General features: G+C 66.7%; 21 protein-coding genes. 11 read left to right on the top strand and 10 right to left on the bottom strand.

Annotated elements, in window-relative coordinates; all coding sequences use genetic code 11:
- Positions 1-146: 146 nt before the first annotated feature.
- On the top strand, positions 147-1,211 hold the full coding sequence (gene glnL, locus AXYL_RS16610; protein WP_013393981.1) for a nitrogen regulation protein NR(II): 1,065 nt from the start codon (positions 147-149) through the stop codon (positions 1,209-1,211).
- Complete coding sequence (gene ntrC / locus AXYL_RS16605) at positions 1,211-2,719, top strand: nitrogen regulation protein NR(I) (RefSeq protein WP_013393980.1); 1,509 nt, start codon at positions 1,211-1,213, stop codon at positions 2,717-2,719. Before glnL ends, ntrC begins: the two co-directional genes overlap by 1 nt.
- Positions 2,720-2,737: 18 nt before the next feature.
- On the opposite strand, the gene AXYL_RS16600 is transcribed toward ntrC, so the two are convergent.
- A complete protein-coding gene (locus AXYL_RS16600; protein ID WP_013393979.1) occupies positions 2,738-3,652 on the bottom strand; it encodes a LysR family transcriptional regulator in 915 nt (304 codons plus the stop codon).
- Between the two features lie 180 nt (positions 3,653-3,832).
- Between AXYL_RS16600 and AXYL_RS16595 the strand changes: the two genes are divergently transcribed.
- The 3 genes from AXYL_RS16595 (at position 3,833) to AXYL_RS16585 (ending at position 6,607) form a co-directional block, all read left to right on the top strand.
- Positions 3,833-4,531 (top strand): pirin family protein, encoded by a 699-nt coding sequence (locus AXYL_RS16595; protein WP_013393978.1) that lies wholly within the window; start codon positions 3,833-3,835, stop codon positions 4,529-4,531.
- A gap of 104 nt (positions 4,532-4,635) precedes the next feature.
- Positions 4,636-5,541 (top strand): pirin family protein, encoded by a 906-nt coding sequence (locus AXYL_RS16590; RefSeq protein ID WP_013393977.1) that lies wholly within the window; start codon positions 4,636-4,638, stop codon positions 5,539-5,541.
- Positions 5,542-5,629: 88 nt separating this feature from the next.
- A complete protein-coding gene (locus AXYL_RS16585) occupies positions 5,630-6,607 on the top strand; it encodes a Bug family tripartite tricarboxylate transporter substrate binding protein (protein WP_013393976.1) in 978 nt (325 codons plus the stop codon).
- 15 nt (positions 6,608-6,622) lie between these two features.
- Here the strand turns inward: AXYL_RS16585 and AXYL_RS16580 are convergent, their stop codons facing one another.
- The 3 genes from AXYL_RS16580 to AXYL_RS16570 form a co-directional block, all read right to left on the bottom strand.
- A complete protein-coding gene (locus tag AXYL_RS16580) occupies positions 6,623-7,399 on the bottom strand; it encodes an ABC transporter ATP-binding protein (protein WP_041655668.1) in 777 nt (258 codons plus the stop codon).
- A 5-nt stretch (positions 7,400-7,404) separates the two neighbouring features.
- Positions 7,405-9,075 (bottom strand): ABC transporter permease, encoded by a 1,671-nt coding sequence (locus AXYL_RS16575; protein WP_013393974.1) that lies wholly within the window; start codon positions 9,073-9,075, stop codon positions 7,405-7,407.
- A 145-nt stretch (positions 9,076-9,220) separates the two neighbouring features.
- On the bottom strand, positions 9,221-10,264 hold the full coding sequence (locus AXYL_RS16570) for a Fe(3+) ABC transporter substrate-binding protein (protein ID WP_013393973.1): 1,044 nt from the start codon (positions 10,262-10,264) through the stop codon (positions 9,221-9,223).
- 336 nt (positions 10,265-10,600) lie between these two features.
- On the opposite strand from AXYL_RS16570, the gene AXYL_RS16565 reads away from it, so the two are divergent.
- Entirely contained in the window at positions 10,601-11,377 is a 777-nt protein-coding gene (locus AXYL_RS16565; RefSeq protein ID WP_013393972.1) for a ferredoxin--NADP reductase, read from the top strand.
- Between the two features lie 134 nt (positions 11,378-11,511).
- Here the strand turns inward: AXYL_RS16565 and AXYL_RS16560 are convergent, their stop codons facing one another.
- The 3 genes from AXYL_RS16560 to AXYL_RS16550 are packed head-to-tail and all read right to left on the bottom strand — an operon-like array spanning position 11,512 to position 14,248.
- Entirely contained in the window at positions 11,512-12,474 is a 963-nt protein-coding gene (locus AXYL_RS16560; RefSeq protein WP_013393971.1) for a Bug family tripartite tricarboxylate transporter substrate binding protein, read from the bottom strand.
- Between the two features lie 35 nt (positions 12,475-12,509).
- Positions 12,510-12,893 (bottom strand): hypothetical protein, encoded by a 384-nt coding sequence (locus AXYL_RS16555; RefSeq protein WP_013393970.1) that lies wholly within the window; start codon positions 12,891-12,893, stop codon positions 12,510-12,512.
- Complete coding sequence (locus AXYL_RS16550; protein ID WP_041655665.1) at positions 12,890-14,248, bottom strand: acyclic terpene utilization AtuA family protein; 1,359 nt, start codon at positions 14,246-14,248, stop codon at positions 12,890-12,892. The genes AXYL_RS16555 and AXYL_RS16550 overlap by 4 nt, the downstream gene beginning before the upstream one ends.
- 97 nt (positions 14,249-14,345) lie before the next feature.
- Here AXYL_RS16550 and AXYL_RS16545 point away from each other — a divergent pair, with 97 nt between their 5' ends.
- Positions 14,346-15,260, top strand: coding sequence for a LysR family transcriptional regulator (locus AXYL_RS16545; RefSeq protein WP_013393968.1), 915 nt, complete (start codon positions 14,346-14,348; stop codon positions 15,258-15,260).
- Here the strand turns inward: AXYL_RS16545 and AXYL_RS16540 are convergent.
- Positions 15,257-15,853, bottom strand: a complete 597-nt coding sequence (locus AXYL_RS16540; RefSeq protein WP_013393967.1) for a putative adenosine monophosphate-protein transferase Fic — start codon at positions 15,851-15,853, stop codon at positions 15,257-15,259. The two genes, AXYL_RS16545 and AXYL_RS16540, sit on opposite strands and share 4 nt — an antisense overlap.
- Positions 15,854-15,855: 2 nt before the next feature.
- Complete coding sequence (locus AXYL_RS34350) at positions 15,856-16,023, bottom strand: YhfG family protein (RefSeq protein ID WP_013393966.1); 168 nt, start codon at positions 16,021-16,023, stop codon at positions 15,856-15,858.
- A 203-nt stretch (positions 16,024-16,226) separates the two neighbouring features.
- Here AXYL_RS34350 and AXYL_RS16535 point away from each other — a divergent pair, with 203 nt between their 5' ends.
- The 4 genes from AXYL_RS16535 to AXYL_RS16520 all read left to right on the top strand — a co-directional run bounded on the left by AXYL_RS16535 (position 16,227) and on the right by AXYL_RS16520 (position 20,425).
- On the top strand, positions 16,227-16,613 hold the full coding sequence (locus AXYL_RS16535; protein WP_013393965.1) for a Rid family detoxifying hydrolase: 387 nt from the start codon (positions 16,227-16,229) through the stop codon (positions 16,611-16,613).
- Between the two features lie 39 nt (positions 16,614-16,652).
- Positions 16,653-18,743: an ATP-dependent DNA helicase RecG gene (gene recG / locus AXYL_RS16530; protein ID WP_013393964.1), complete on the top strand. Its 2,091-nt coding sequence runs from the start codon at positions 16,653-16,655 to the stop codon at positions 18,741-18,743.
- A gap of 79 nt (positions 18,744-18,822) precedes the next feature.
- Positions 18,823-19,773 (top strand): LysR substrate-binding domain-containing protein, encoded by a 951-nt coding sequence (locus AXYL_RS16525; protein WP_013393963.1) that lies wholly within the window; start codon positions 18,823-18,825, stop codon positions 19,771-19,773.
- 151 nt (positions 19,774-19,924) lie between these two features.
- Positions 19,925-20,425: a Dps family protein gene (locus tag AXYL_RS16520; protein ID WP_013393962.1), complete on the top strand. Its 501-nt coding sequence runs from the start codon at positions 19,925-19,927 to the stop codon at positions 20,423-20,425.
- A 76-nt stretch (positions 20,426-20,501) separates the two neighbouring features.
- Here AXYL_RS16520 and AXYL_RS16515 read toward each other — a convergent pair whose 3' ends face one another.
- On the bottom strand, positions 20,502-21,107 hold the full coding sequence (locus AXYL_RS16515; protein WP_041655663.1) for an RBBP9/YdeN family alpha/beta hydrolase: 606 nt from the start codon (positions 21,105-21,107) through the stop codon (positions 20,502-20,504).
- Positions 21,108-21,214: the final 107 nt, after the last annotated feature.

The raw sequence follows: 21,214 nt of genomic DNA, 5'->3' as shown, positions 1-21,214 counted from the left end.
AGGCAGAAACCAGGGCCCGCAGCAAGCGCACCGCCAGATCGCGGTTCGACGTGCTACCCGCCAGGCGCTGCGCCTGGCGGGCAGGGCGCCGGCTTCCGGCGCGGCCGTCGCGTTCCGCCGTCCCCTCACATTCGGGTATGTAGAAAATGAATGTAGAAGCTCTCGATTTGCTAGCCACGTCCGTTTTCCTGGTCAACGCACGCGGTCATATCGAATACGCCAATGCGGCCGCCGAAGACCTGTTCGGCCGCTCGCGCAAGCAACTGGGCGGCCAATCCGCCGCCACGCTGTTCGACAGTCCGGAAAACATCCAATCCTCCATCGACCGCGCCGCTGCCGGACGCTACGCCGACGTCAGGCAACTGGCCTCGTTGCGCCGCGCCGCCGAATCCGTGGAAGTCTCCGTCACGACCGTCGGACTGACGGGCCAGCGCTGGCCCGTGCTGATAGAAACCCGCGAGATCGAGCAACGCGTGCTGGCCGACCGCAACCACCGGCTGGTTGACGAGATCGAGGCCCACCGCGAACTGCTGCGCAATCTGGCGCATGAAGTCAAGAATCCCCTGGGCGGCCTGCGCGGCGCCGCGCAACTGCTCGAAGCCGAGCTACCCAGCGCGGCCCTGGCCGAGTACACCCAGGTCATCATTTCCGAAGCCGACCGCCTGCAGGCGCTGGTGGACCGCCTGAGCGGCCCGCAACGTGTGCCGCTGAACGCGCGGCCGGTCAATATCCATGAAATCTGCGAGCGCGTCTGCGCGCTGATCCAGGCCGAGTTCCGCAACGACGTCACGCTGCTGCGCGACTACGACGCCTCGGTGCCGGACCTGAAGGGCGACGCCGCCCGCCTGATGCAGGCCGTCCTGAATGTGGCCCGCAATGCCGCGCAAGAACTGGTGGCGCGGCCGCAGGGACCGCAGACCGAACCCGGCGTGATTACGCTGCGCACGCGCGTGGCGCGCCAGGTGATGCTGGCCCACCGGCAGCACCGCCTGGCGTTGGAGCTGTCCATCATCGACAACGGTCCCGGCGTGCCGGACCAGATCCGCGACCGCATTTTCCATCCGCTGGTCACGGCCCGCGCCGGAGGCACCGGCCTAGGCCTGAGCCTGGCGCAGGACTTCGTGCAGCAGCACGGCGGCATCATCGAATTTGAATCCCGGCCCGGCCGCACCGAGTTCCGCCTGGTCCTTCCGATGGAGCCTGCACTCTGATGAAACCCGTATGGATCGTCGACGATGACCAGGCCATCCGCTGGGTCCTGGAAAAAGCCCTGGCGCGCGCCGGGGTGCCCACCCGCAGCTTTTCCCAATCGGCCGACGTGCTGGACGCGTTGTCGCGCGACAAGCCGGCCGCGGATACGCCAGCCGCGCTGGTTTCCGATATCCGCATGCCGGGCGGCAATGGCCTGGAACTGCTGCGCCAGCTGAAGGAACGCCATCCCGGCCTGCCCGTGATCGTGATGACTGCGTTCGCGGACCTGGACAGCACCGTGTCCGCCTTCCAGGGCGGCGCTTTTGATTACCTGGCCAAGCCTTTCGATGTGAACGAGGCGGTGGCGCTGATCCAGCGCGCCATGCAGGAGTCCGCCCAGCCCGAAGGGCCTGAAGGGCAGGGGGAGTCGGCGCAGAACAACGAACGCTGGATGATGACGCAATCCTCGTCCACCGCCATGCAGGAAGTGTTCCGGGCGATAGGCCGGCTGGCCCAATCCAAGGTCACCGTGCTGATCACGGGCGAGTCCGGCACCGGTAAGGAACTGGTGGCGCGCGCCCTACATGGCCATGGCGTGCGCGCCGGCGGCCCCTTTGTGGCGCTGAACGCGGCAGCCATCCCGCGCGACCTGCTGGAGGCCGAGCTGTTCGGCCATGAGCGCGGCGCGTTCACCGGCGCCAACAACCTGCGCCGTGGCCGCTTCGAGGAAGCGCACGGCGGCACCCTGTTCCTGGACGAAATCGGCGACATGCCGATCGAATTGCAGACGCGCCTGTTGCGCGTGCTGGCCGAAGGCAGCTTCTACCGCGTCGGCGGTGCGCAGCCGGTGCGCGTCGACGTGCGCATCGTTGCTGCTACCCACCAGCCGCTGGAGCAGCGCGTGGAGCAGGGCCTGTTCCGCGAGGACCTGTTCCATCGCCTGAATGTGATCCGGCTGCGCCTGCCGCCTTTGCGCGAACGGGTCGAGGACATCCCGGCCCTGGCCGGCCACTTCCTGACGGCCAGCGCCCGCGCGCTGGGGGTGCCGGTCAAGCGCCTGACGCCGGAAGCCCTGGCCGTGCTGTCCAAGTTCGATTTTCCGGGCAACGTGCGCCAGTTGGAGAACTTCTGTCACTGGCTGACGGTAATGGCGCCCGGCCAGACGGTGGAGCGCGCCGACCTGCCGCCGGAAATCCGCGCCATGGAGCATCAGCAACAGCCAGGTCCGGCGCTTGCCCGTCCCGCCGCGCCCATGGCCGGCGTGGGTGCCGTGGTGCAGGCCGCGGCGCCGGCGGGTGATGACTCATCGCGCAACTGGCAGGATTCCCTGGTGCGCGACGCGCAGTACCGGCTGGAGCGTGGCGAGCCCGCGGTCATGGCCACGCTGACGCGCCAGTTCGAGAAAATCCTGCTGCAAAGCGCGCTGGACGCCAGTCGCGGCCGCCGCGTGGAAGCGGCTTCGCGCCTGGGCATAGGCCGCAACACCATCACGCGCAAGCTGCGCGAGCTGGGTATCGAGGACGAGTAGGGCGCGCGGCCGCGCGCCTTACCCCATCCCCAGCAGGCTCTCGCACAGGCGCGGCGACTTCAGTTTCTGCAGCCACCATTTCAAGGCTTCGCCGGGGGGCTCGGAGCGCCAGGCGTAGGTCAGGTGTTCCGTCAGGGACATGCCTTCGTCCGTCTCGCATACCACCAGCAATCCTTGCGCCAGATAGGGCGCGGCCAGCGTCAGCGGCAGGTAGCCGCAGCCCAGGCCGCGCACCTGGGCGTCTATCTTCGCTTGCATGGTGGGCATGACCAGCGTGGGCTGTTCGGCCAGGATGCCGCGCGTCTGCGGCGCCAGGTTGCGGGACGTATCCGCCACCACTACCGCGCAGTAGCGCGTGATGTCCGCACGGCTCAGGGGCTGCGGCAGGGACGCCAGCGGATGGTGCGCGGCCACGCAGAAGCCGAATTGCGATTGCCCCATGGCTTGCGAGCGGTACGGGCCGGTGGGTTCGCCGGCGGCGCCCGCGCCGATGACCAGATCGGCCCGCCCGGAAGTCAACGCGTCCCAGTTGCCACTCAGCACCTCGCTGGAAAAGCGCAGCGTGGTGGCGCTGCCCAGCGCCTGGAACTCCTCGATCAGGTCGTACAACGGCCGCCACGGCAGCACCGCGCTGACCGCGATGCGCAGTTCCACTTCCCAGCCCGTGGCGATGCGCTTGACGCGGCAGGCCAGGTCGTCCAGCGACTGCAGCACGTGGCGGCCTTCCTTCAGCAGCGTTTCGCCTGCCGGCGTCAGCAGCGCGCGGTGGCCCGAGCGGTCGAACAGCAGCACGTCCAGCCCGTCTTCCAGTTTGCGGATGGAGTAGGTCACCGCCGAGGGCACCTTGCCCAGTTCACGGGCCGCCTTGGCAAAGCTGCCGTGGCGCGCGATGGCGTCCACCAGGATCAGCAGTTCGGGGGTGATGGCTTGCATGGATGTGCCTGGAATGAGTATTCAAAAAATTTGAATGGTTCCGTCAAAATATAGCGCCAAACAGGCGGGGGCGCACGCGCACAATATCACTCATGCCGGTGGTGCAGCGGTTTCGCTCCGAAAGGAGGTGACGAAAGGCAGGCTGCACAACCATTCACATTATTGAAATAGGAGTCCGCAATGCTTACCACTCGCCGCGCTGCTGAACGGGGTCACGCCAACCATGGATGGCTGGACTCGTTTCACACCTTTTCCTTTGCCAACTACTACGACCCGGCCCACATGGGCTTCGGCGCCCTGCGCGTGATCAATGACGACCGCATCGCGGCCGGCCGCGGCTTCGGCACGCACGGCCACCGCGACATGGAAATCATCACCTATGTGCTGGACGGCGCGATCGCCCACAAGGACAGCATGGGCAGCGGCTCGACCATCCAGCCCGGCAACGTGCAGCGCATGAGCGCCGGCCGCGGGGTGATGCACTCGGAGTTCAACCCGCTGTCGGACCGCGAAACGCACATGCTGCAGATCTGGATCGAGCCCGACGTCGCCGGCATCGCGCCGGAGTACGAAGAGCGCAGCTTCAGCGACGAGCAGAAGCGCGGCCGGTTGCAGGCCCTGGTGTCGCCGGATGGCGCTGACGGTTCGATGAAGATCCATCAGGACGCGCGGCTGTACGGCGGCCTGTTCGATGGCGACGAGTCCGCCGCGCTGGAACTGGCCGCTGGCCGCCGCGCCTGGGTGCACGTGGCCCGTGGCAGCCTGACGGTCAACGGCGTCGAGCTTTCGGCTGGCGATGCTCTGGCCATCACCGACGAGACCCTCGTGGAGCTCTCGGGCGGCAAGAATGCCGAAGTCCTGGTGTTCGACCTGGCGTAAAGCCCCTGGGCGGGCGGGCTGATGAAGCCCGCCCGCCGCTGTTTTTCCATGCAAGCGGCAGGCCTTAAGATGGCCATTGGCCCTACAACCCGGAGAGTCTGATCATGTCCACCTTGTCCGAAGCCGGCGAAAGCCAGATTGAATCCGTCGTGGTGCCGCGCACCAGCGACCTGGGCGGCTTTTCCGTGCGCCGCGCCATCCCGTCCGCGCAGCGCCGCACCGTCGGGCCGTTCGTCTTCCTGGATCACATGGGGCCGGTCGAGTTTGCGCCCGGTACCGGCATAGACGTGCGCCCGCATCCCCATATCGGCCTGTCCACCGTGACCTACCTGTACGAAGGGTCCATGGTGCACCGCGACGGCGCGGGCAACACTCAGACCATCCTGCCCGGCGAGGTCAACTGGATGACGGCCGGCCGCGGCATCGTGCACTCGGAACGTTCCTCGCCCGAAAGCCGCCAGGGCGCGCAGCGCCTCTGTGGCCTGCAGATCTGGGTCGGGTTGCCCAAGGAGCATGAAGAGACCGATCCGGGCTTCACCCACTACGGGCTGGATGCACAGCCGGTCGTCGAAGGCGAAGGCGTGCGCGCCCAGGTGGTGGCGGGTTCGCTGTTCGGCAAGACGTCCTCGGTGAAGACGCTGTCGCCGCTGTTTTACGGCGACCTGCAATTGCAGGCCGGCGCGACCACGGTGCTGCCGGCCGAGCACGAAGAGCGCGCCGCCTATCTGGCCCAAGGCACGGTCGAGATCGACGGCCAGGAGTTCGAAAGCGGCCGCCTGGTCGTGTTCGCGCCCGGTCGGCCCGTGCAGATCCGCGCCAAGACCGCGGCGCGCTTTGCCGTGATCGGCGGCGAACCCCTGGACGGCCCGCGCTTCGTGTGGTGGAACTTCGTTTCCAGCAACAAGGACCGCATTGAGCAGGCCAAGCAGGACTGGCAGCGCAACCGCTTCGACCAGATCGTGCCGGGCGACGAGACCGAGTACATCCCGCTGCCCGAGCCGCGCGCCTGAAGTTGCACGCACACCGGCCGCGCAAGCGTGGCGCGGCCGGCGGTATGATGCGCCTCCCGACCCAACAACAAACCGGGATGGAGACATCATGCATCGCTATACATTCAACGCGCTGCGCGGCCTGGCCGCGCTGGCGCTGATCCAGGGCGCATCGGCCGCGCTTGCCGCCGGCTATCCGGCCAAGCCCATCACCTTCATCGTGCCCTACACGGCAGGCGGCACCACCGACCTGGTGGCGCGCACGGCCGGCCAGAAAGTGGCTGAAAAGCTGGGCCAGCCGGTCATCGTTGAGAACCGTCCCGGAGCAGGCGGCAATATTGGCATGGACGCGGTGGCCAAGGCTGCGCCCGACGGCTACACCATCGGCTTCGGCGCGATTTCCACGAACGCCCTGAATCCCTTCGTCTACCCGTCCATGCCGTTCGATCCCACCAAGGATTTCACGGGCGTCAGCATGCTGGGCGCGTCCACCGTGGTGCTGGAAGTCGGTCCGGCCTTGAAGGTGGATAGCGTCAAGGATCTGGTGGCCTACGCCAAGCAGCATCCGGGCACCTCGTTCGGCACGCCCGGCACCGGCACCTCCATGCACCTGGCGGGCGTGATGTTCGACCAGCTGACCGGCGCCGGCATGCAGCACATCCCTTACAAGGGCAGCGCGCAGGGCCTGAACGACTTGCTGGGCGGCCATCTGCCGGTGATGTTCGACAATCTGCCGGCGTCGCTGCCGCATATCAAGGCGGGCAAGGTGCATGCGTTGGCGGTGACCGGCAGCAAGCGCGCGCCGGCCTTGCCGGATGTGCCGACGCTGGCCGAGCTGGGCTATGAAGCCGCCGTGGTCGATCCCTGGTTCGCGGTCTATGGCCCGGCGAAGATGTCGCCGGAAGTGACCCGGACCCTGAGCGAAGCCTTCCAATGGGCGCTGGCCTTGCCGGAAGTGAAGACCAAGCTGGAGCAGGCCGGCTTCATGCCCTACGGTTCCACGCCGCAGGAAGTGGAACGCCTGACCCAAAGCCAGCACGAGGCCTTCAAGGCCTTGTCGCAGAAGGTGAAGCTGTCGGCCGACTGAGCGGCCGGCGCAGAATCAGCGGCCGCGGGCGTAGGCCTGCTCGCGCCGCTCTTCCAGCGCTTCGCGGCGGATGAAATCGCGCACGAAGTCGCTGGCGGGATGATGGTGCAGGTTATAGGGCGTATCCCACTGCGCGATGCTGCCCTGGGACATGACGCCGATGCGGTCCGCGATGGCGAAGGCTTCGGCCTGGTTGTGCGTCACCAGGATGGCCGTGTGGCCGGTGGTCTTGAGGATGTCGCGCACTTCGAAGGCCAGGCGTTCGCGCGTGTCCACGTCCAGGTTCGAGAACGGCTCGTCCAGCAGCAGCAGGTCGGGCGAGGGCGCCAGCGCGCGCGCCAGCGCCACGCGCTGTTGCTGGCCGCCGGAAATCTCGTGGGGATAGCTGTTGGCGGCATGCGCCAGACCCACCAGTTCCAGCATCTCTTCGACGCGGCGCGCGCGCTCCGGGCGCGCCAGCTTGCGCAGGCCGAAGGCCACGTTCAGCGCTACCGACAAGTGCGGAAACAGCGCATAGTCCTGGAACATCATGCCCACGCGGCGATGCTCGGGCGCCACCTGCACGGTGGGCGAAGAAATGACCGTGCCGTCCAGCAGGATGCGTCCGGCCCGCACCGGCTCGAAGCCGGCAATGGCGCGCAGCACGGTGGTCTTGCCGCAGCCGGATTCACCCAGCAGGCAGCCGATATGTCCGACGGGCAGGCCCAGCGTCAGGTCCTGCACCACGGGCTTGAGGCCCGCCGGGGTGTCGTAGGCGAGAGAAAGGTGATCGAGTTCTAAGAGATCGGGCACGATGATCAATGTCCCATTTTCAGATTGGTGCGCGCCAGCAGGATGACGGGGAACAGGCCGGCCAGCACGATGGCCAGGGCCGCGACGGCGCCTTCTTCATAGGTGCCGCGGGCAGCTTCCGCGTATAGCCAGGTGGCCAGCGTGTCGAAATTCATGGGTCGCAGCAGCAGCGTCGCGGGTAGTTCCTTCATGGCGTCCACGAACACCAGCAGGGCGCTGGCCGCCAGCGCCGGGCGCAAGAGCGGCAGATGGACGCGGCGCAGCGTGCCGGCCGAACTTTCGCCCAGCAGGCGCGAAGCCTGTTCCAGCGACGGCGGGATGCGGGCCAGGCCGGCTTCCAGCGCCCCGGTCGAAATCGCCAGGAAGCGGATCGCGTAGGCGCAGACCAGCGCGCCCATGGACCCCATCAGGAACAGGCCGGTGCCGCCGAACACCTTGGCGACCGCGGTATCGATCCAGACGAAGGGCGTGAGCAGGCCGATGGCCAGCACCGTGCCGGGCACCGCATAGCCCAGGCTGGCAATGCGCGCGCAGGCGCGGCCGGGATTGAAGCCCGAGCTTTCGCGCAGGGTGCGCCCGGCCCAGGCCACGATCAGGCCGCATAGCAGGGTGACGATGGTGGCGCTGAAGGCCACGATCAGCGTGTTGGAAAGTCCGTTGATCAATTGGTGCGACACGCCGCCCACCAGGTGCAGGCGTTTGTAGGTTTCCACGATCAGGTAGAGGGCAGGCGCGACGAAGCCCACCAGCACCGGGATCCACCCCAGCATTGCCGCAATGGCCCCGGCGGCGCCGCGCAGGCGGCGCGGCTGCATGGGCCGCATGCGCTGCGTGTTGGCGTAGCGTTGGCGCTTGCGGCCATGGCGTTCCAGCAGGATCAGCCCGATCACGATCGCCAGCATGGTCAGCGCGATCTGGGCCGCGCCCGCCAGGTCGGAACGCGTGACCCAGGTGGTGTAGACCGACACGGTCAGCGTCTGCACGCCCAGGAATTCGGAGGCGCCGATATCGTTCAGCGTTTCCAGCAGCGCCAGGCTCACGCCCACCACGATGGCGGGCCGGGCCAGGGGCAGGGCCACGCGGAAGAACACGGCGACGCGTCCGGCGCCCAGCGTGCGGGCCGCTTCCAGCAGGCTCGCGGCCTGCGTCATGAACATGACGCGGGTGCTCAGGTACACATAGGGATACAGCACGAAACCCAGCACGAAGATCGCGCCGTAGATCGAACGCAGGTCCGGCAGGCGGAACTGGCGCGGGCTGTCGTAGCCCAGCACTGCGCGGATGCCGCTCTGTATCGGGCCTATCGGGTGCAGCAGGTCCAGATAGGCGAAGGCGATGATGTAGGTCGGCACCGCCAGCGGCAGCAAGAGCGCCCAGGTCAGCACGCGGCGGGTAGGGAAGTCGTAGGCGGTGACCAGCCAGGCCGCGCCCGTACCCAGCAGGGTGACCAGCACGCCCACGCCGGCCAGCAGCACGGCGGTATTGGCCAGCGCCTGCGGCAGCACATAGTTGGCCAGATGCTGCCAGTGCGAGAGTTCGCCGCCCAGCGCCCACCAACCCAGCGTCAGGACGGGCGCCAATACGGCCAGCGCGATCAGGGCGGCACCGGCCAGCCAGCCGGCCCCGCGTTCAGTCCAGCGCAGACGCAGCGGCCGGGGCAAAGAATCAGTGTGCATGCTTCAAAGTCGATTGCATCAATGGCAAGGCCTGCTCCCTCCAAAAAAGGGAGCAGGCCCTACGCGCTGGCCTGGGCGCGGCCCGCGCGGGTGTCACTGCCACATGGCTGCGCCGCGCCGCAAAGCGGGGCGTTCCACGGGCTTATCAGTTGTCGAAACCGACCTTGTCCACCAGTTCGCTGGCTTGCTTGCGATGCTTGGCGATTTCAGTCAGCGGCAGCGGATCCACCTTCAGTTCGCCAAAGCTGGCGATCACGGGGTCCAGCTTCACGCCCTTGCGGACGGGGTATTCGTAGTTGGCTTGGGCGTACAGGGCCTGGGCCGGCTCGGACACCAGGAAGTCCAGCAGCTTGACCGCGTTGGCCTTGTTGGGCGCGTGGGCGGCAACGGCCGCGCCGCTGACGTTCACGTGCGTGCCGCCGCTCTTGGCGTTGGCGAAGGTCGGGCGGATGACCTTGATGGCGTCGCCCCACTTGCGCGCGTCGGTGCCGGCTTCGGCATTCTTCATGTGGCCGACGTAGTAGGCATTGGCCAGGCCGATGTCGCAGATCCCGCCCAGGATGTCGCGGGCCACGTCGCGGTCGCCGCCGGCGGCCTTGCGGGCCAGGTTGGCCTTGACGCCGCGCAGCCATTTTTCGGTGGCTTCGGCGCCGTCATGCGCGATCATGGAGGCGACCAGCGCGGTATTGTAGGGATGCTGGCCCGAGCGGATGCAGACCTTGCCCTTCCACTTGGGATCGGCCAGGTCTTCGTAGCGGAAGGCTTCCAGCTTCAGGTCCTTTTCCACGTACAGCACGCGGTCGCGCAGCGACAGGGCGTACCACTTGCCATCGGCGCCGCGCAGGTTGGGGGGGATGACGGATTCCAGCGTTTGCGATTTGATCGACTGGGTCACGCCGCCGTCGACCAGGTCCAGCAGGTTGCCGATGTCCACGGTCATCAGCACGTCGGCGGGCGACTTGGCGCCTTCGGCCTTGACGCGTTCCAGCAGGCCGTCCTTGACGAAGACCGTGTTGACCTTGATGCCGCTTTCCTTGGTGAAGGCGTCCAGCAGCGGCTGGATCAGCTTGGGTTCCCGGGTGGTGTAGAGGCTGACTTCCTCGGCGGCGTTGGCCGACACGGTGAAGGCGGCGGCGCCGGCCAGCGCCAGGGCGCGCAGCAGCGAATTCAATTGGGGACGCTTGTTCATGAGGAGGTGCTCCGGCTAGGGCTGCAGCGGGTTTCCCGGGCGTCCAGGCTTCCCACCGCTCAAAACAGTCTGCTAACGAAAATGATTATCAAATGAGAACGCGACGATAACAGGAAGCAAAGCGGCGTTCAACTATTCGTAAGTCGGGCAGGCTGCAGCCTTGATCCCCATCAATACGGCATAAGCGTATTACGGAATAATGAGAGCAGTTATCATCGAGACCCTGTAGAATAGGGTCAACCCTAATGCCGGGCCGCGTCTTTTTTGCGGCACGGAATGACCCAGCGGCACAAGCCGGGCGCATAGCCCGGGGCGGTCGCCCTAATTTGATACGACATGGCTGCTTTCAACACTGAGCGCGTACTAAGCGTGCACCACTGGAACGACACCCTGTTTTCCTTTACCACGACGCGTGACTCGGCCTTGCGGTTCCACAATGGCCACTTCGTGATGATCGGACTGGAAGTTGAAGGCAAGCCCCTGCTGCGGGCCTACAGCATCGCCAGCGCCAACTATGAAGAGAACCTCGAGTTCCTCAGCATCAAGGTGCAGAACGGCCCGCTCACGTCGCGCCTGCAGCATCTGAAGGAAGGCGACACCATCCTGGTCAGCCGCAAGCCCGTGGGCACGCTGGTCGTCGACGACCTGAAGCCGGGCAAGCACCTGTTCCTGTTCGGCACCGGCACCGGCCTGGCGCCTTTCATGAGCATCATCAAGGACCCGGACATCTACGAACGCTTCGACAAGGTCATCCTGGTGCATGGCGTGCGCTGGGTCAGCGAGCTGGCCTATGCCGACTTCATCGAAAAAGAATTGCCGAACAACGAATTCTTCGGCGACGTGGTGCGCGACAAGCTCGTGTACTACCCGACGGTCACGCGCGAGCCGTTCCGCAACCAGGGCCGAATCACGGAACTGATGGAAAACGGCAAGCTGTGCGAAGACATCGGCATTCCCCAGATCAATCCGGAAACCGACCGCGCCATGATCTGCGGCAGCCCCCATATGCTGGCCGACATCAGCGCCATGCTGGACAAGCGCGGCTTCACCGTTTCGCCGGGCGTGGGACAGCCGGGTGACTACGTGGTCGAGCGCGCATTCGTGGACAAATAAGTCCGGGCGCTGGCTCCAAATACAAAACCCATCGCAGCGATGCGATGGGTTTTGTGTTTTCTGGCGCTGCGCAACACCGTGGCGACGTTTCTGGCTGCGGCGCGCCGGTACATCATCACCTCGGAGCCTCCGGCCTATTCGGGCTGGATGCCTGCCTTCTTGATGATTTCGCCCCATTTCTTCGACTCGGCCTGCTGGAACTTCGCGAGTTCGTCCGGGGTGGAGCTGGCCACGTCCGTACCCGTTTGCGCATAGAACTGTTTGGCCGGCGCGCTTGCGGTGGCCTTGACCAGCAGCTCGTTCAGGCGCTTGACGACATCCGGCGGCGTGCCGGCCGGCGCATAGGCGGCGAACCAGTAACCCATTTCATAGCCCGGCACGCCGGCTTCGGCGATGGTGGGGACGTCCGGCGCCAGCGGCGAACGCGCCTGGCCGGTGACGCCGAGCGCGCGCAGCTTGCCCGACTTGACCTGGGGCAGGCCGGTAGCCGTGTCGGTGATCATCATGTCGATCTGGCCGCCCAACAGGTCGGTGACTGCCAGCGGGTTGCTCTTGTACGGCACGTGCAGCAGTTGCACGCCCGCCATCTGCTGCAGCAGTTCGCCGGCGATGCGACTGCTGGAGCTGCCGCTGCCGAAGCTCAGCTTGCCGGGCGACTGCTTGGCCTGGGCCAGGAAGTCGCCGACGGTCTTGGCCTGCGAACTGGGATTGACCACCATGATCTGGCCGCCTTTGCCCAACAAGGTCAGCGGTGCGTAGTCCTTGACCGGGTCGTAGGTCAGCGTCTTGTAGAGGTGTTCGTTGGCGGCGTGCGTGGTGTTGGTGGTGATCAGCACCGTGTAGCCGTCGGGCGCCGCGCGGGCGCCGGCGGCGGCGCCTATCATCGCGCTGGCGCCGGGCTTGTTCTCGATCACGACGGCCTGGCCGGTCTGTTCGGTGACGCCCTGGCCGATGGCACGGCCGATCTGGTCGGTGGCACTGCCCGCCGCGAACGGCACGATGAAGGTAATGGGCTTGGCGGGGAACTGGGCCATGGCGCTCAAGGGCAGGGCGGCGGCCAGCAGCAAGGCCAGCCGGCCTTTGGTAGCGATGCGCATATGTGTCTCCTGTGGGATTTTTATAGGAATTGAAATCAGGCGGCCGCGGGGCGGTCGCCGGGTATGTCTGGCAGCCGGCCGGCCAGCGCCGGGCTGACCTCGACCGTCATGTCCAGCAATCTGAAGGACAGGCTCTTGCCGTGCGTGTCCAGGTTGAGGGCATCGTTGACGCCGCCGTCCAGTACGCCTTCCAGCACGAAGTTCATGGCATGCAGCGTGGGCAGCGTGTAGCGCGTGACGCGCCGGGGATTGCGGTAAGCGAACCAGGCAGCGACGCGGGCTTCGGTGACCTGCGCGGCCAGCGCCTCATAGCATTCCGGGTCCCAGGCGATCAGGCTCAGGTTGGAGATGTCGCCCTTGTCGCCGGAGCGGCTGTGCGCCAGGCGGTACAAGGGGATCGCGATCAGCGGCGGATTCATTGCGAGGCTTCCTCCAGGAAGGTCCAGCCGCTGGGCACGGCGTCGCGCGGCAGGGTGCAGGACATCATGTTCAGGCGCGGGCGCAGCGCAGTGCGCACGCCGCCGCCGCCAGCTGGGCCGCAGGTATAGAGCGCGTTCACTTCGCGCAGCACGCTCTCGGCCAGCTTGCGGTCGCCATGTTCGGCGGCGATGCGCAGGCGCACGTCGCGCCCATGGCCGTCGGGCAGGCTGGACAGCATTTCGCCGGCATCGTCGCCCAGGATGCTGATGGCGCCGATCAGGTCGGCGCGCAGGCGCAGGGCCGGGTCCAGGCGCTTGCGGACGATGTCGGCCGCCAGGCGGGCGCGCGCCTCGGCCTGCACGCCGGCATAGGAGATCTCGGCCTCGGCCAGCCAGCCACCGTGGTAGCAAACATTGACCTTGAGTTCATCGGGACGCGCATGGCCGGTGATGCCGCGCAGCGCCACCCGGTCGCCGCCCAGCTCCGCCACTTCGGCGCGGCTCAGGTCGGCGACGACGTCCGGCGTCAGGTAGCGAGCGGGATCGTGTACTTCGTACAGCAGTTGTTCCTTGACCGTGCGCGCGTCGACCATGCCGCCGGTGCCGTCTGCCTTGCCGATCACGAACTGGCCGTCGGCATGGATCTCGGCGATGGGAAAGCCTGCGGCATGCACGTCCGGCACGTCCTTGAGGCCCGGCACGCAGAAGTAGCCGCCGGTGACCTGCAAGCCGCATTCCAGCATATGGCCGGCCATGGTGGCGCGGCCCAGGCGCGGCCAATCGTCCATGGCCCAGCCGAAGTGGGCCAGCGCCGGTCCCAATGTCAGGGAGGGGTCGGACACGCGGCCCGCCACCACGACCTGCGCGCCTGCTGCCAGCGCTTCCGCAATCTCGGCGGCGCCCAGGTAGGCCGTGGCGCTGACCACGTCCAAACCGTCCAGCGCGCCGCCCAGGCGTTGACGCAGCAATTCCCGCTGCGCATCGCTGGTGAGCGCATCGCCGTGCACCACGGCGATGCGTGGCGCCGGCAAGCCTTGCTGCCGGGCGAGCGCGGCAAGGCGTCGGGCCGCGGCGGCGGGGTTGGCCGCGCCGAAGTTGCCGACGATGCTGATGTCGTGGCGCAGGCAGTCGCCCAGCACGGGTCCGACCAGTTCGTCCAGCAAGGGCTCGTAGCCGCGCTCCGGGTCTGCGTTGCGCGCCAGCTGGGCCAACGCCAGCGTGCGTTCGGCCAGCGTTTCGTAGATGAGCACGCCGCCGCCTCGGGCGATCAGGGTGCGCACCACGGCGGCGGCGCCGTCGCTGCGGTCGCCGGAAAAGCCGGAGGCGCAGCCTATGTAGAGGGGGGAGAGTGGCATACGGAAGCGGTGCAGGATCAAGGTGTCTGAGCCCACTATAGGCATCCGCCGCTAATCAGTAAAATAGAAAGATCAGATCAATTCATAGAGGAAAGCCATGAATCTGTCTGCCCGCCAATTGCGCGCCTTTGTGGCGTTGGCCGAAGAAAAGCACTTCACCCGGGCGGCCCAGCGCTGCCACCTGACGCAGCCGGCCTTCAGCGCCCTGATCCGCCAGCTGGAGGACAGTGCGGGCTTGCGCCTGTTCGACCGCAACACGCGTCATGTGGAGCTGACGGTTGAAGGCCAGGTGCTGGACGCGACCGCGCGCAGGCTGCTGGCCGATATGGATCTGGTCATGGAAGACCTGCGCGACCACGCGGCAAGGCGCCGCGGCCGGGTAGCGCTAGCGGCCTTGCCCTCGCTCGCCGCAGGTTGGCTGCCGGGGCTGTTGGCGCGTTTTCGCGAGGCCTATCCCGGCATCATGGTGGACTTGCGCGATGCCTTGCTGGATCCCTGCCTGGACCTGGTGCAAGCAGGGCAGGTCGACTTCGCCGTGGCTTCGCGGCGGCCGGACATGAACGAGCTGGACAGCGAGTTCCTGCATGCGGACCGCTATTTCCTGGTCTGCCGCGCCGACCATCCGCTGGCGGGCGCGGGCAAGGCCCGGCTGCGCGACATCCTGCGCTATCCCATGATCCAGCTCGCGCGGGGCAGCAGCGTGCGCAAACATCTTGATGCCGCCCTCGGCGCCGATGCGCCGGCCCCGGTCTTCGAGGTGGAGCACCTGGCGACCGCCACTGGACTGGTACGCGCCGGCCTGGGCATCTCGGTGGTGCCGGCGATGACGCTGTTCCATTTCGGCGGCGCCGACCTGCGCATCGTGCCGCTGGCTGGCAAAGCCCTGACCCGGCCGCTCTACCTGGTGCGGCGCAAGGGCCGCACGCTGTCGGTCGCGGCGCAGGCCTTGTATGACCTGCTGCGGGAGCATCGGGGGGATATAGATAGCCCGGGCTTGCCTGGGCCGCGCTAGCCGTCTATCCGCTGGCCAACGCAGCGTTGGAACACCGCCTTCAGCGGTGCATAGTCGCAGATCACGGCCGCGATGTTGGCGTCGACCCATTCCACTTGCGTCACTGACCACCAACCGATCTCGTAGCCCGCATTGAGGATAAGGTGCTCGAACAGGAGGCGCTGGGCGCGGCCGTTTCCTTCTCGGAAGGGGTGAATCATGTTGAGGTCGCCATAGGCGACAGCGACAGCGGCTATCAGGGCGTCACGCGGCAGATCGATGAGCCAGTGGGCCTGTGCCAGGGCCGCGAAGATTTTGTTGGCCTCGGGCTCGATTCTGGCGGTATTGCAGAAGCGCGTGCCGCCCTTTGAAATATCGATGGTGCGCAGCTCACCCGCCCAGTCGTAGAGATCCTGAAACAGCACGCGATGGAGCTGCTTCAGGTAAGCAAGGTCGTAGGGAGGCAGGGAAAATTCGAGCTGGCTGACGGCGATCTCGGAAAGATCCTGCTCAGCCTGCGCGAGCCGCGCATCGTCCCGGATGTCCAGCCGGTTACGCAACGTGAAGCTGCCGGAGTAGCAGTACGGATCCTGTCCGGTGCCGTATTTGTCCAAGGTCAGGCGGGCTTGCGATGAGCGCGCAACACGGTTTCGCGTGAAGGTAGTTCGCGCTTCGCGTCGGCGGGCGTGGCCGGATAGCCTTCCAGGCGCATGCTGGCCGCATAGTTGGAACGGCGCACCTTTGCCCAATAGTCCACCTTGGCTTGCAGGCTGGTATTTTTCATGGCAAACGCCTCACTTGAAAAGCCGTGGGATAGCCCACCAATTATACCGAAGCCGCAATCACGCCAGGCTGGCTCAGCCTTGTCGGGCCGATCATATTCCGTCGTGCAGCCACCCTAAGGCGTTCAGCCACTTTCGCAAAAGTCTATTGCTCGATACACTTCGATAGTTGTAGCTTCTATCCGTCTTTCGAAGGATTCCGCCCATGAGCAAGCAAATCATCCATACCGACACCGCGCCCGCCGCGGTAGGCCCTTACTCGCAAGCGGTTGCCGTAAGCGGCACCAAGACTGTCTATCTCTCGGGCCAGATCGGCCTGGAGCCGGGCACTGGCGATCTGGTTTCCGAGAACTTCGACGCTCAGGTGCGTCAGGCTTTCGCCAACATGCAGGAAGTCATCAAGGCCGCCGGCGGCACGCTGGACAACGTGGTCAAGCTGACGCTGTTCCTGACCGACCTGGGCAAGTTCACGGCCGCCAACGCCATCATGGCCGAGATCATTCCCCAGCCGTTCCCGGCGCGCTCCACCATCGGCGTGGCCAGCCTGCCCAAGGGCGCGCAGTTCGAAGTCGAAGCCATCCTGGTCCTGTAAAGCCCGCCCGGACTTTTCGATCCAGAGGTTCGTTTCTCCATGCCGGCCGCAACCGCGGCTTCCAAGCGGTCCGGCGCCGATAACAAAGGCGCCGGCAAAGCAATGACGGATACGGAGCGCAAGCTCCGTAACCTGGGCTTGGTGCTGCCCGAGGACTTCGTGCTGCACCTGCCGCTGCGCTACGAAGACGAAACCCGCATCGTCCCGATCAGCGATCTGCGGCCTGGTTTTGCCGGCCAGGTGGAAGGCGAGATCACGAAATCCGAGGTCTCCTACCGGCCCCGGCGCCAGCTGACCGCCACCCTGGCCGACGACAGCGGCGAACTGCAATTGCGCTGGCTGAATTTCTATCCCAGCCAGCAGAAGCAAGTCAGCGTGGGCAAGCGCCTGCGCGCGCGCGGCGAGGTCCGCGGCGGCCTGTTCGGGCGCCAGATGGTGCACCCGCGCATGACCAATGCCGACGCGCCGTTGCCCACCGCGCTGACGCCCGTCTATCCCAGCACCGAAGGCCTGCCCCAACTGACCTTGCGCCGCGCCATCGCGCAGGCGCTGGACCGCGCCGACCTGTCCGACACCTTGCCCGACGAGGCGCGTGCGCGCTACGACCTGCCGCCGTTCGAGCCGGCCATCCGCGCCTTGCACACGCCGGCCCAGGGCGAGTCCGAGCAGGCTCTGCTGGATCGCGTGCATCCCGCCTGGCGCCGCATCAAGTTCGACGAACTGCTGGCGCAGCAGCTGTCGCTGGCGGCTGCGCGCGCCGCGCGCCGCGTCAAGGAAGCCGAATCGCTGCCGGCGCGCAACGAGGCCGGCGGCCTGGTCGCCAAGTTATATGAAGCGCTGCCGTTCAAGCTGACCGGCGCGCAGGAGCGCGTGGTCCAGGAAATCTCCGCCGACCTGGCCAAGCCGTATCCCATGCATCGACTGCTGCAGGGCGACGTGGGCAGCGGCAAGACCGTGGTGGCGGCCATCGCCGCCGCCCAGGCCATTGCCAGCGGCGCCCAGGTCGCGCTGATGGCGCCCACCGAAATCCTGGCGGAACAGCACTTCCGCAAGCTGGTGTCCTGGCTGCAGCCGCTGGGCGTAAACGTGGCCTGGCTGAGCGGCAGCCTGTCGGCCAAGGCGCGGCGCGAGGCGGCCGCAGCGGCGGCGGACGGCAGCGTGCAATTGATCGTGGGCACGCAGGCCCTGATCCAGGACCACGTCGAATTCCACCGGCTGGGCCTGTCCATCGTCGATGAACAGCACCGCTTCGGCGTCGGGCAGCGCCTGGCGCTGACGCGCAAGGGCGAAACCGTGCGCGGCCGCAACGTGCCGCACCAGCTCAACATGAGCGCGACGCCGATTCCGCGCACACTGGCCATGACCTTCTTCGCCGATCTGGACGTTTCGGTCATCGACGAGCTGCCGCCCGGGCGCAGCCCCGTCCTGACCAAGCTGGTGTCGGACGCGCGGCGCGAGGAAGTCATCGCCCACATCGCGCAGGCCGCGCGCGGCGGGCAGCAGGCCTACTGGGTCTGTCCGCTGGTCGAGGAAAGCGAGGCCCTGGAACTTCAGACCGCCGTGGATACCTACGAAGGCATGCGGGTCGATCTGCCGGACCTGCGCATCGGCCTGGTGCACGGCCGGCTGCCGCAAGCCGAGAAGGCCGCCGTGATGCAGGCCTTCCGCGATGGCGAGGTGGATCTGCTGGTCGCCACTACCGTCATCGAGGTCGGCGTGGACGTGCCGAACGCCTCGCTCATGGTGATCGAACACGCCGAACGCTTCGGCCTGGCCCAGCTGCACCAGCTGCGCGGCCGGGTAGGGCGCGGCACCGCCGAATCGGTATGCGTGCTGCTCTATCAGACGCCGCTGTCGCAGGTGGCGCGCGAACGGCTGCGGGCCATGTTCGAAACCTCCGACGGCTTTGAAATCGCCCGGCGCGACCTGGAACAGCGCGGCCCGGGCGAATTCCTGGGCACGCGCCAGTCGGGCATGGCGCTATTGCGCTTCGCCGACTTGGAAACCGACGCGGCCATCGCCGAGGACGCGCGCGACGCCGCGGTCTGGCTGCGCGCCGAACACCCGGCCGCGGTCGAAGCGCATCTGGCGCGCTGGATGCGCGGGCGCGAGGACTTCCTGCGCACCTGACCATGCAGCCAGCCGCGAACCTTAATCTAGCAAGCGCCAGCCACGAGGCTGGGGCATAACCCCGGGGGCGTAGTCCACCATGACTCTCACCGAACTCAAGTACATCGTCGCCGTGGCGCGCGAACGGCATTTCGGCCGGGCGGCCGAGGCCTGTTTCGTCAGCCAGCCCACGCTCTCGGTAGCGATACGCAAGCTGGAGGACGAATTGGGCGTGACGCTGTTCGAGCGCGGCGGCGCCGAGGTTGGCGTCACTCCGATTGGCCAGCGCATCGTGGCGCAGGCGCAGAAGGTGCTGGAAGAAAGCGCCAGCATCAAGGAAATTGCGCGCCAGGGGCACGACCCCTTGGCCGGCCCCTTGCGCGTCGGTGTCATTCACACCATAGGCCCGTACCTGCTGCCCCGGCTGGTGCCGGTGCAGATCGGCCGCACTCCGCAGATGCCGCTGCTGCTGCAAGAGAACTTCACGGTGCGCCTGGTCGAGCTGCTGCGTCAGGGCGAAATCGACTGCGCCATCATGGCCTTGCCGCTGCCCGAGGCCGGCCTGGTCATGCAGCCCCTCTACGATGAGCCTTTCATCGTGGCCGTGCCCAATGACCACGAGCTGGCGCGGCGCAAATCCATCGACGCGCAGGACCTGAAGCAGCAGACCATGTTGCTGTTGGGCAGCGGCCATTGCTTCCGCGATCAAGTGCTGGAAGTCTGCCCCGAACTGTCGCGTTTTTCGGCCGCTAGCGACGGCATCCAGCGCACCTTCGAAGGGTCCTCGCTGGAGACCATCCGCCACATGGTCGCTGCCGGCATAGGCGTGACCGTCCTGCCCGTGACCGCGGTGCCGGAGCAGCCGCCTTCCAACAGCCTGTTGCGCTATCTGCCGTTTGAGGGCCATGTGCCGGAGCGCCGCGTGGTGCTGGCCTGGCGCCGCAGCTTCCCGCGCCTGGCCGCCATCGAGGCGCTGGCGCAGGCGGTGTATGCCTGCGATCTGCCTGGCGTGAAGATGCTGACCGACGAGGTCGCGGCGGTGCAGGATTGATTTCCAGACCGTTGTCCGGCGGCCCGGCGCGCGCGGCTTGCGCCGCGTCAAAAGGTCGCAGGACTTATTGACCGTAGCAGCGGATATTGCGGCATTTCGCCGTATTTGCAGTGTTATCCTTGTTTCGCACATTCATCCCTAGGAGCTAGCAATGGCCAAGTCCCCCAAGAAGACCTCCAGCGTTCCGCGCATCAACATCGGTATCTCGGACAAGGACCGCGCCGCCGTCGCCGGCGAACTGTCCAAGCTGCTGGCCGACTCGTACACGCTGTACCTGATGACGCACAACTTCCACTGGAACGTTACGGGGCCCATGTTCAACACGCTGCACCTGATGTTCATGACCCAGTACACGGAAGAGTGGAATGCGCTGGACAGCATCGCCGAACGTATTCGCGCGCTGGGCCATTACGCGCCGGGCACTTATCGCGAATTCGGCAAACTGTCTTCGATCTCCGAGCCGGACTCGGTGCCCGAGGCCCTGGAAATGGTGCGTCTGCTGGTGACCGCCAACGAGTCCGTCGCCAAGACCGCGCGCGCCGCGTTCGAGAAGGCCGATGCCGCCAACGACCAGCCCACGGCCGACCTGCTGACGCAACGTCTGGACGTGCACGAAAAGAATGCCTGGATGCTGCGCAGCCTGCTGCAGTGACCGCAGCGGCAGCCGCCGCATGAGCAAACCGGAGCCTCGCGGCTCCGGTTTTTTTTCGTCTGTGGCCAGACCGCGCTCAGGTCTGGTGCGACAGCGGCCGGGCGGGAATCGGCGCGATGCGTTCGGGCGGCGGCGATACCCGCCATACCGCCCGGCGGCGCAGCGCGCCTAGCAGCTTCAAACCTTGCGGCCAGTCGTCCAGGCCGCTGTGGGCATTGAGGTGGCCCGCGCCCGGCACGATCACAAGCCGGCTGCCCCAATCGCGCGCGAAGGCGCGGGCGCGTTCCAGCTGGCAATACGGATCGTTGTCGCTGGCGACCAACACGCTCTGGTAGGGCAGCGACTGGCGCGGCACAGGCGCGAAGTCCCGCAGGCAGGCGGGCGCGCTTTCCCGTTCAACGTCGGCGGGCGCCACCAGCAGGGCGCCCGCGATCTTGGCGCGCAGCGGCACCGGCAAGGCGGCGCTGATCAGGCAACCCAGGCTGTGCGCAATCAGAAGGACGGGACTGCGGGCCTCATTCACTTCGGTGGCAAGCGCCGCGATCCATTCGCTGGGAGCCGGATGTTCCCAGTCGCGTTGTTCGACCCGGCGCGCATGCGGCAGCAGGGCCATCCAGCGCGATTGCCAGTGTTGGGGTCCGGAGTTTTTCCATCCGGGAACGATGATCGGTTGGAGTCTCATGGCGGCCATGATGCCGCGCGGCCTTAGTAACGCAAACGAATAAATCGTCTTTTGCATATACGCTGGCGGGCATAAGGGCGGGCGGCGAAGAATGCCGCAGCGCAATA

The sequence above is a fragment of the Achromobacter xylosoxidans A8 genome, assembly GCF_000165835.1.
Classification (GTDB): domain Bacteria; phylum Pseudomonadota; class Gammaproteobacteria; order Burkholderiales; family Burkholderiaceae_B; genus Achromobacter; species Achromobacter xylosoxidans_B.
The sequence above is the reverse complement of the archived record's forward strand: the minus strand, read 5'-3'. Positions and strand labels throughout refer to the sequence as shown.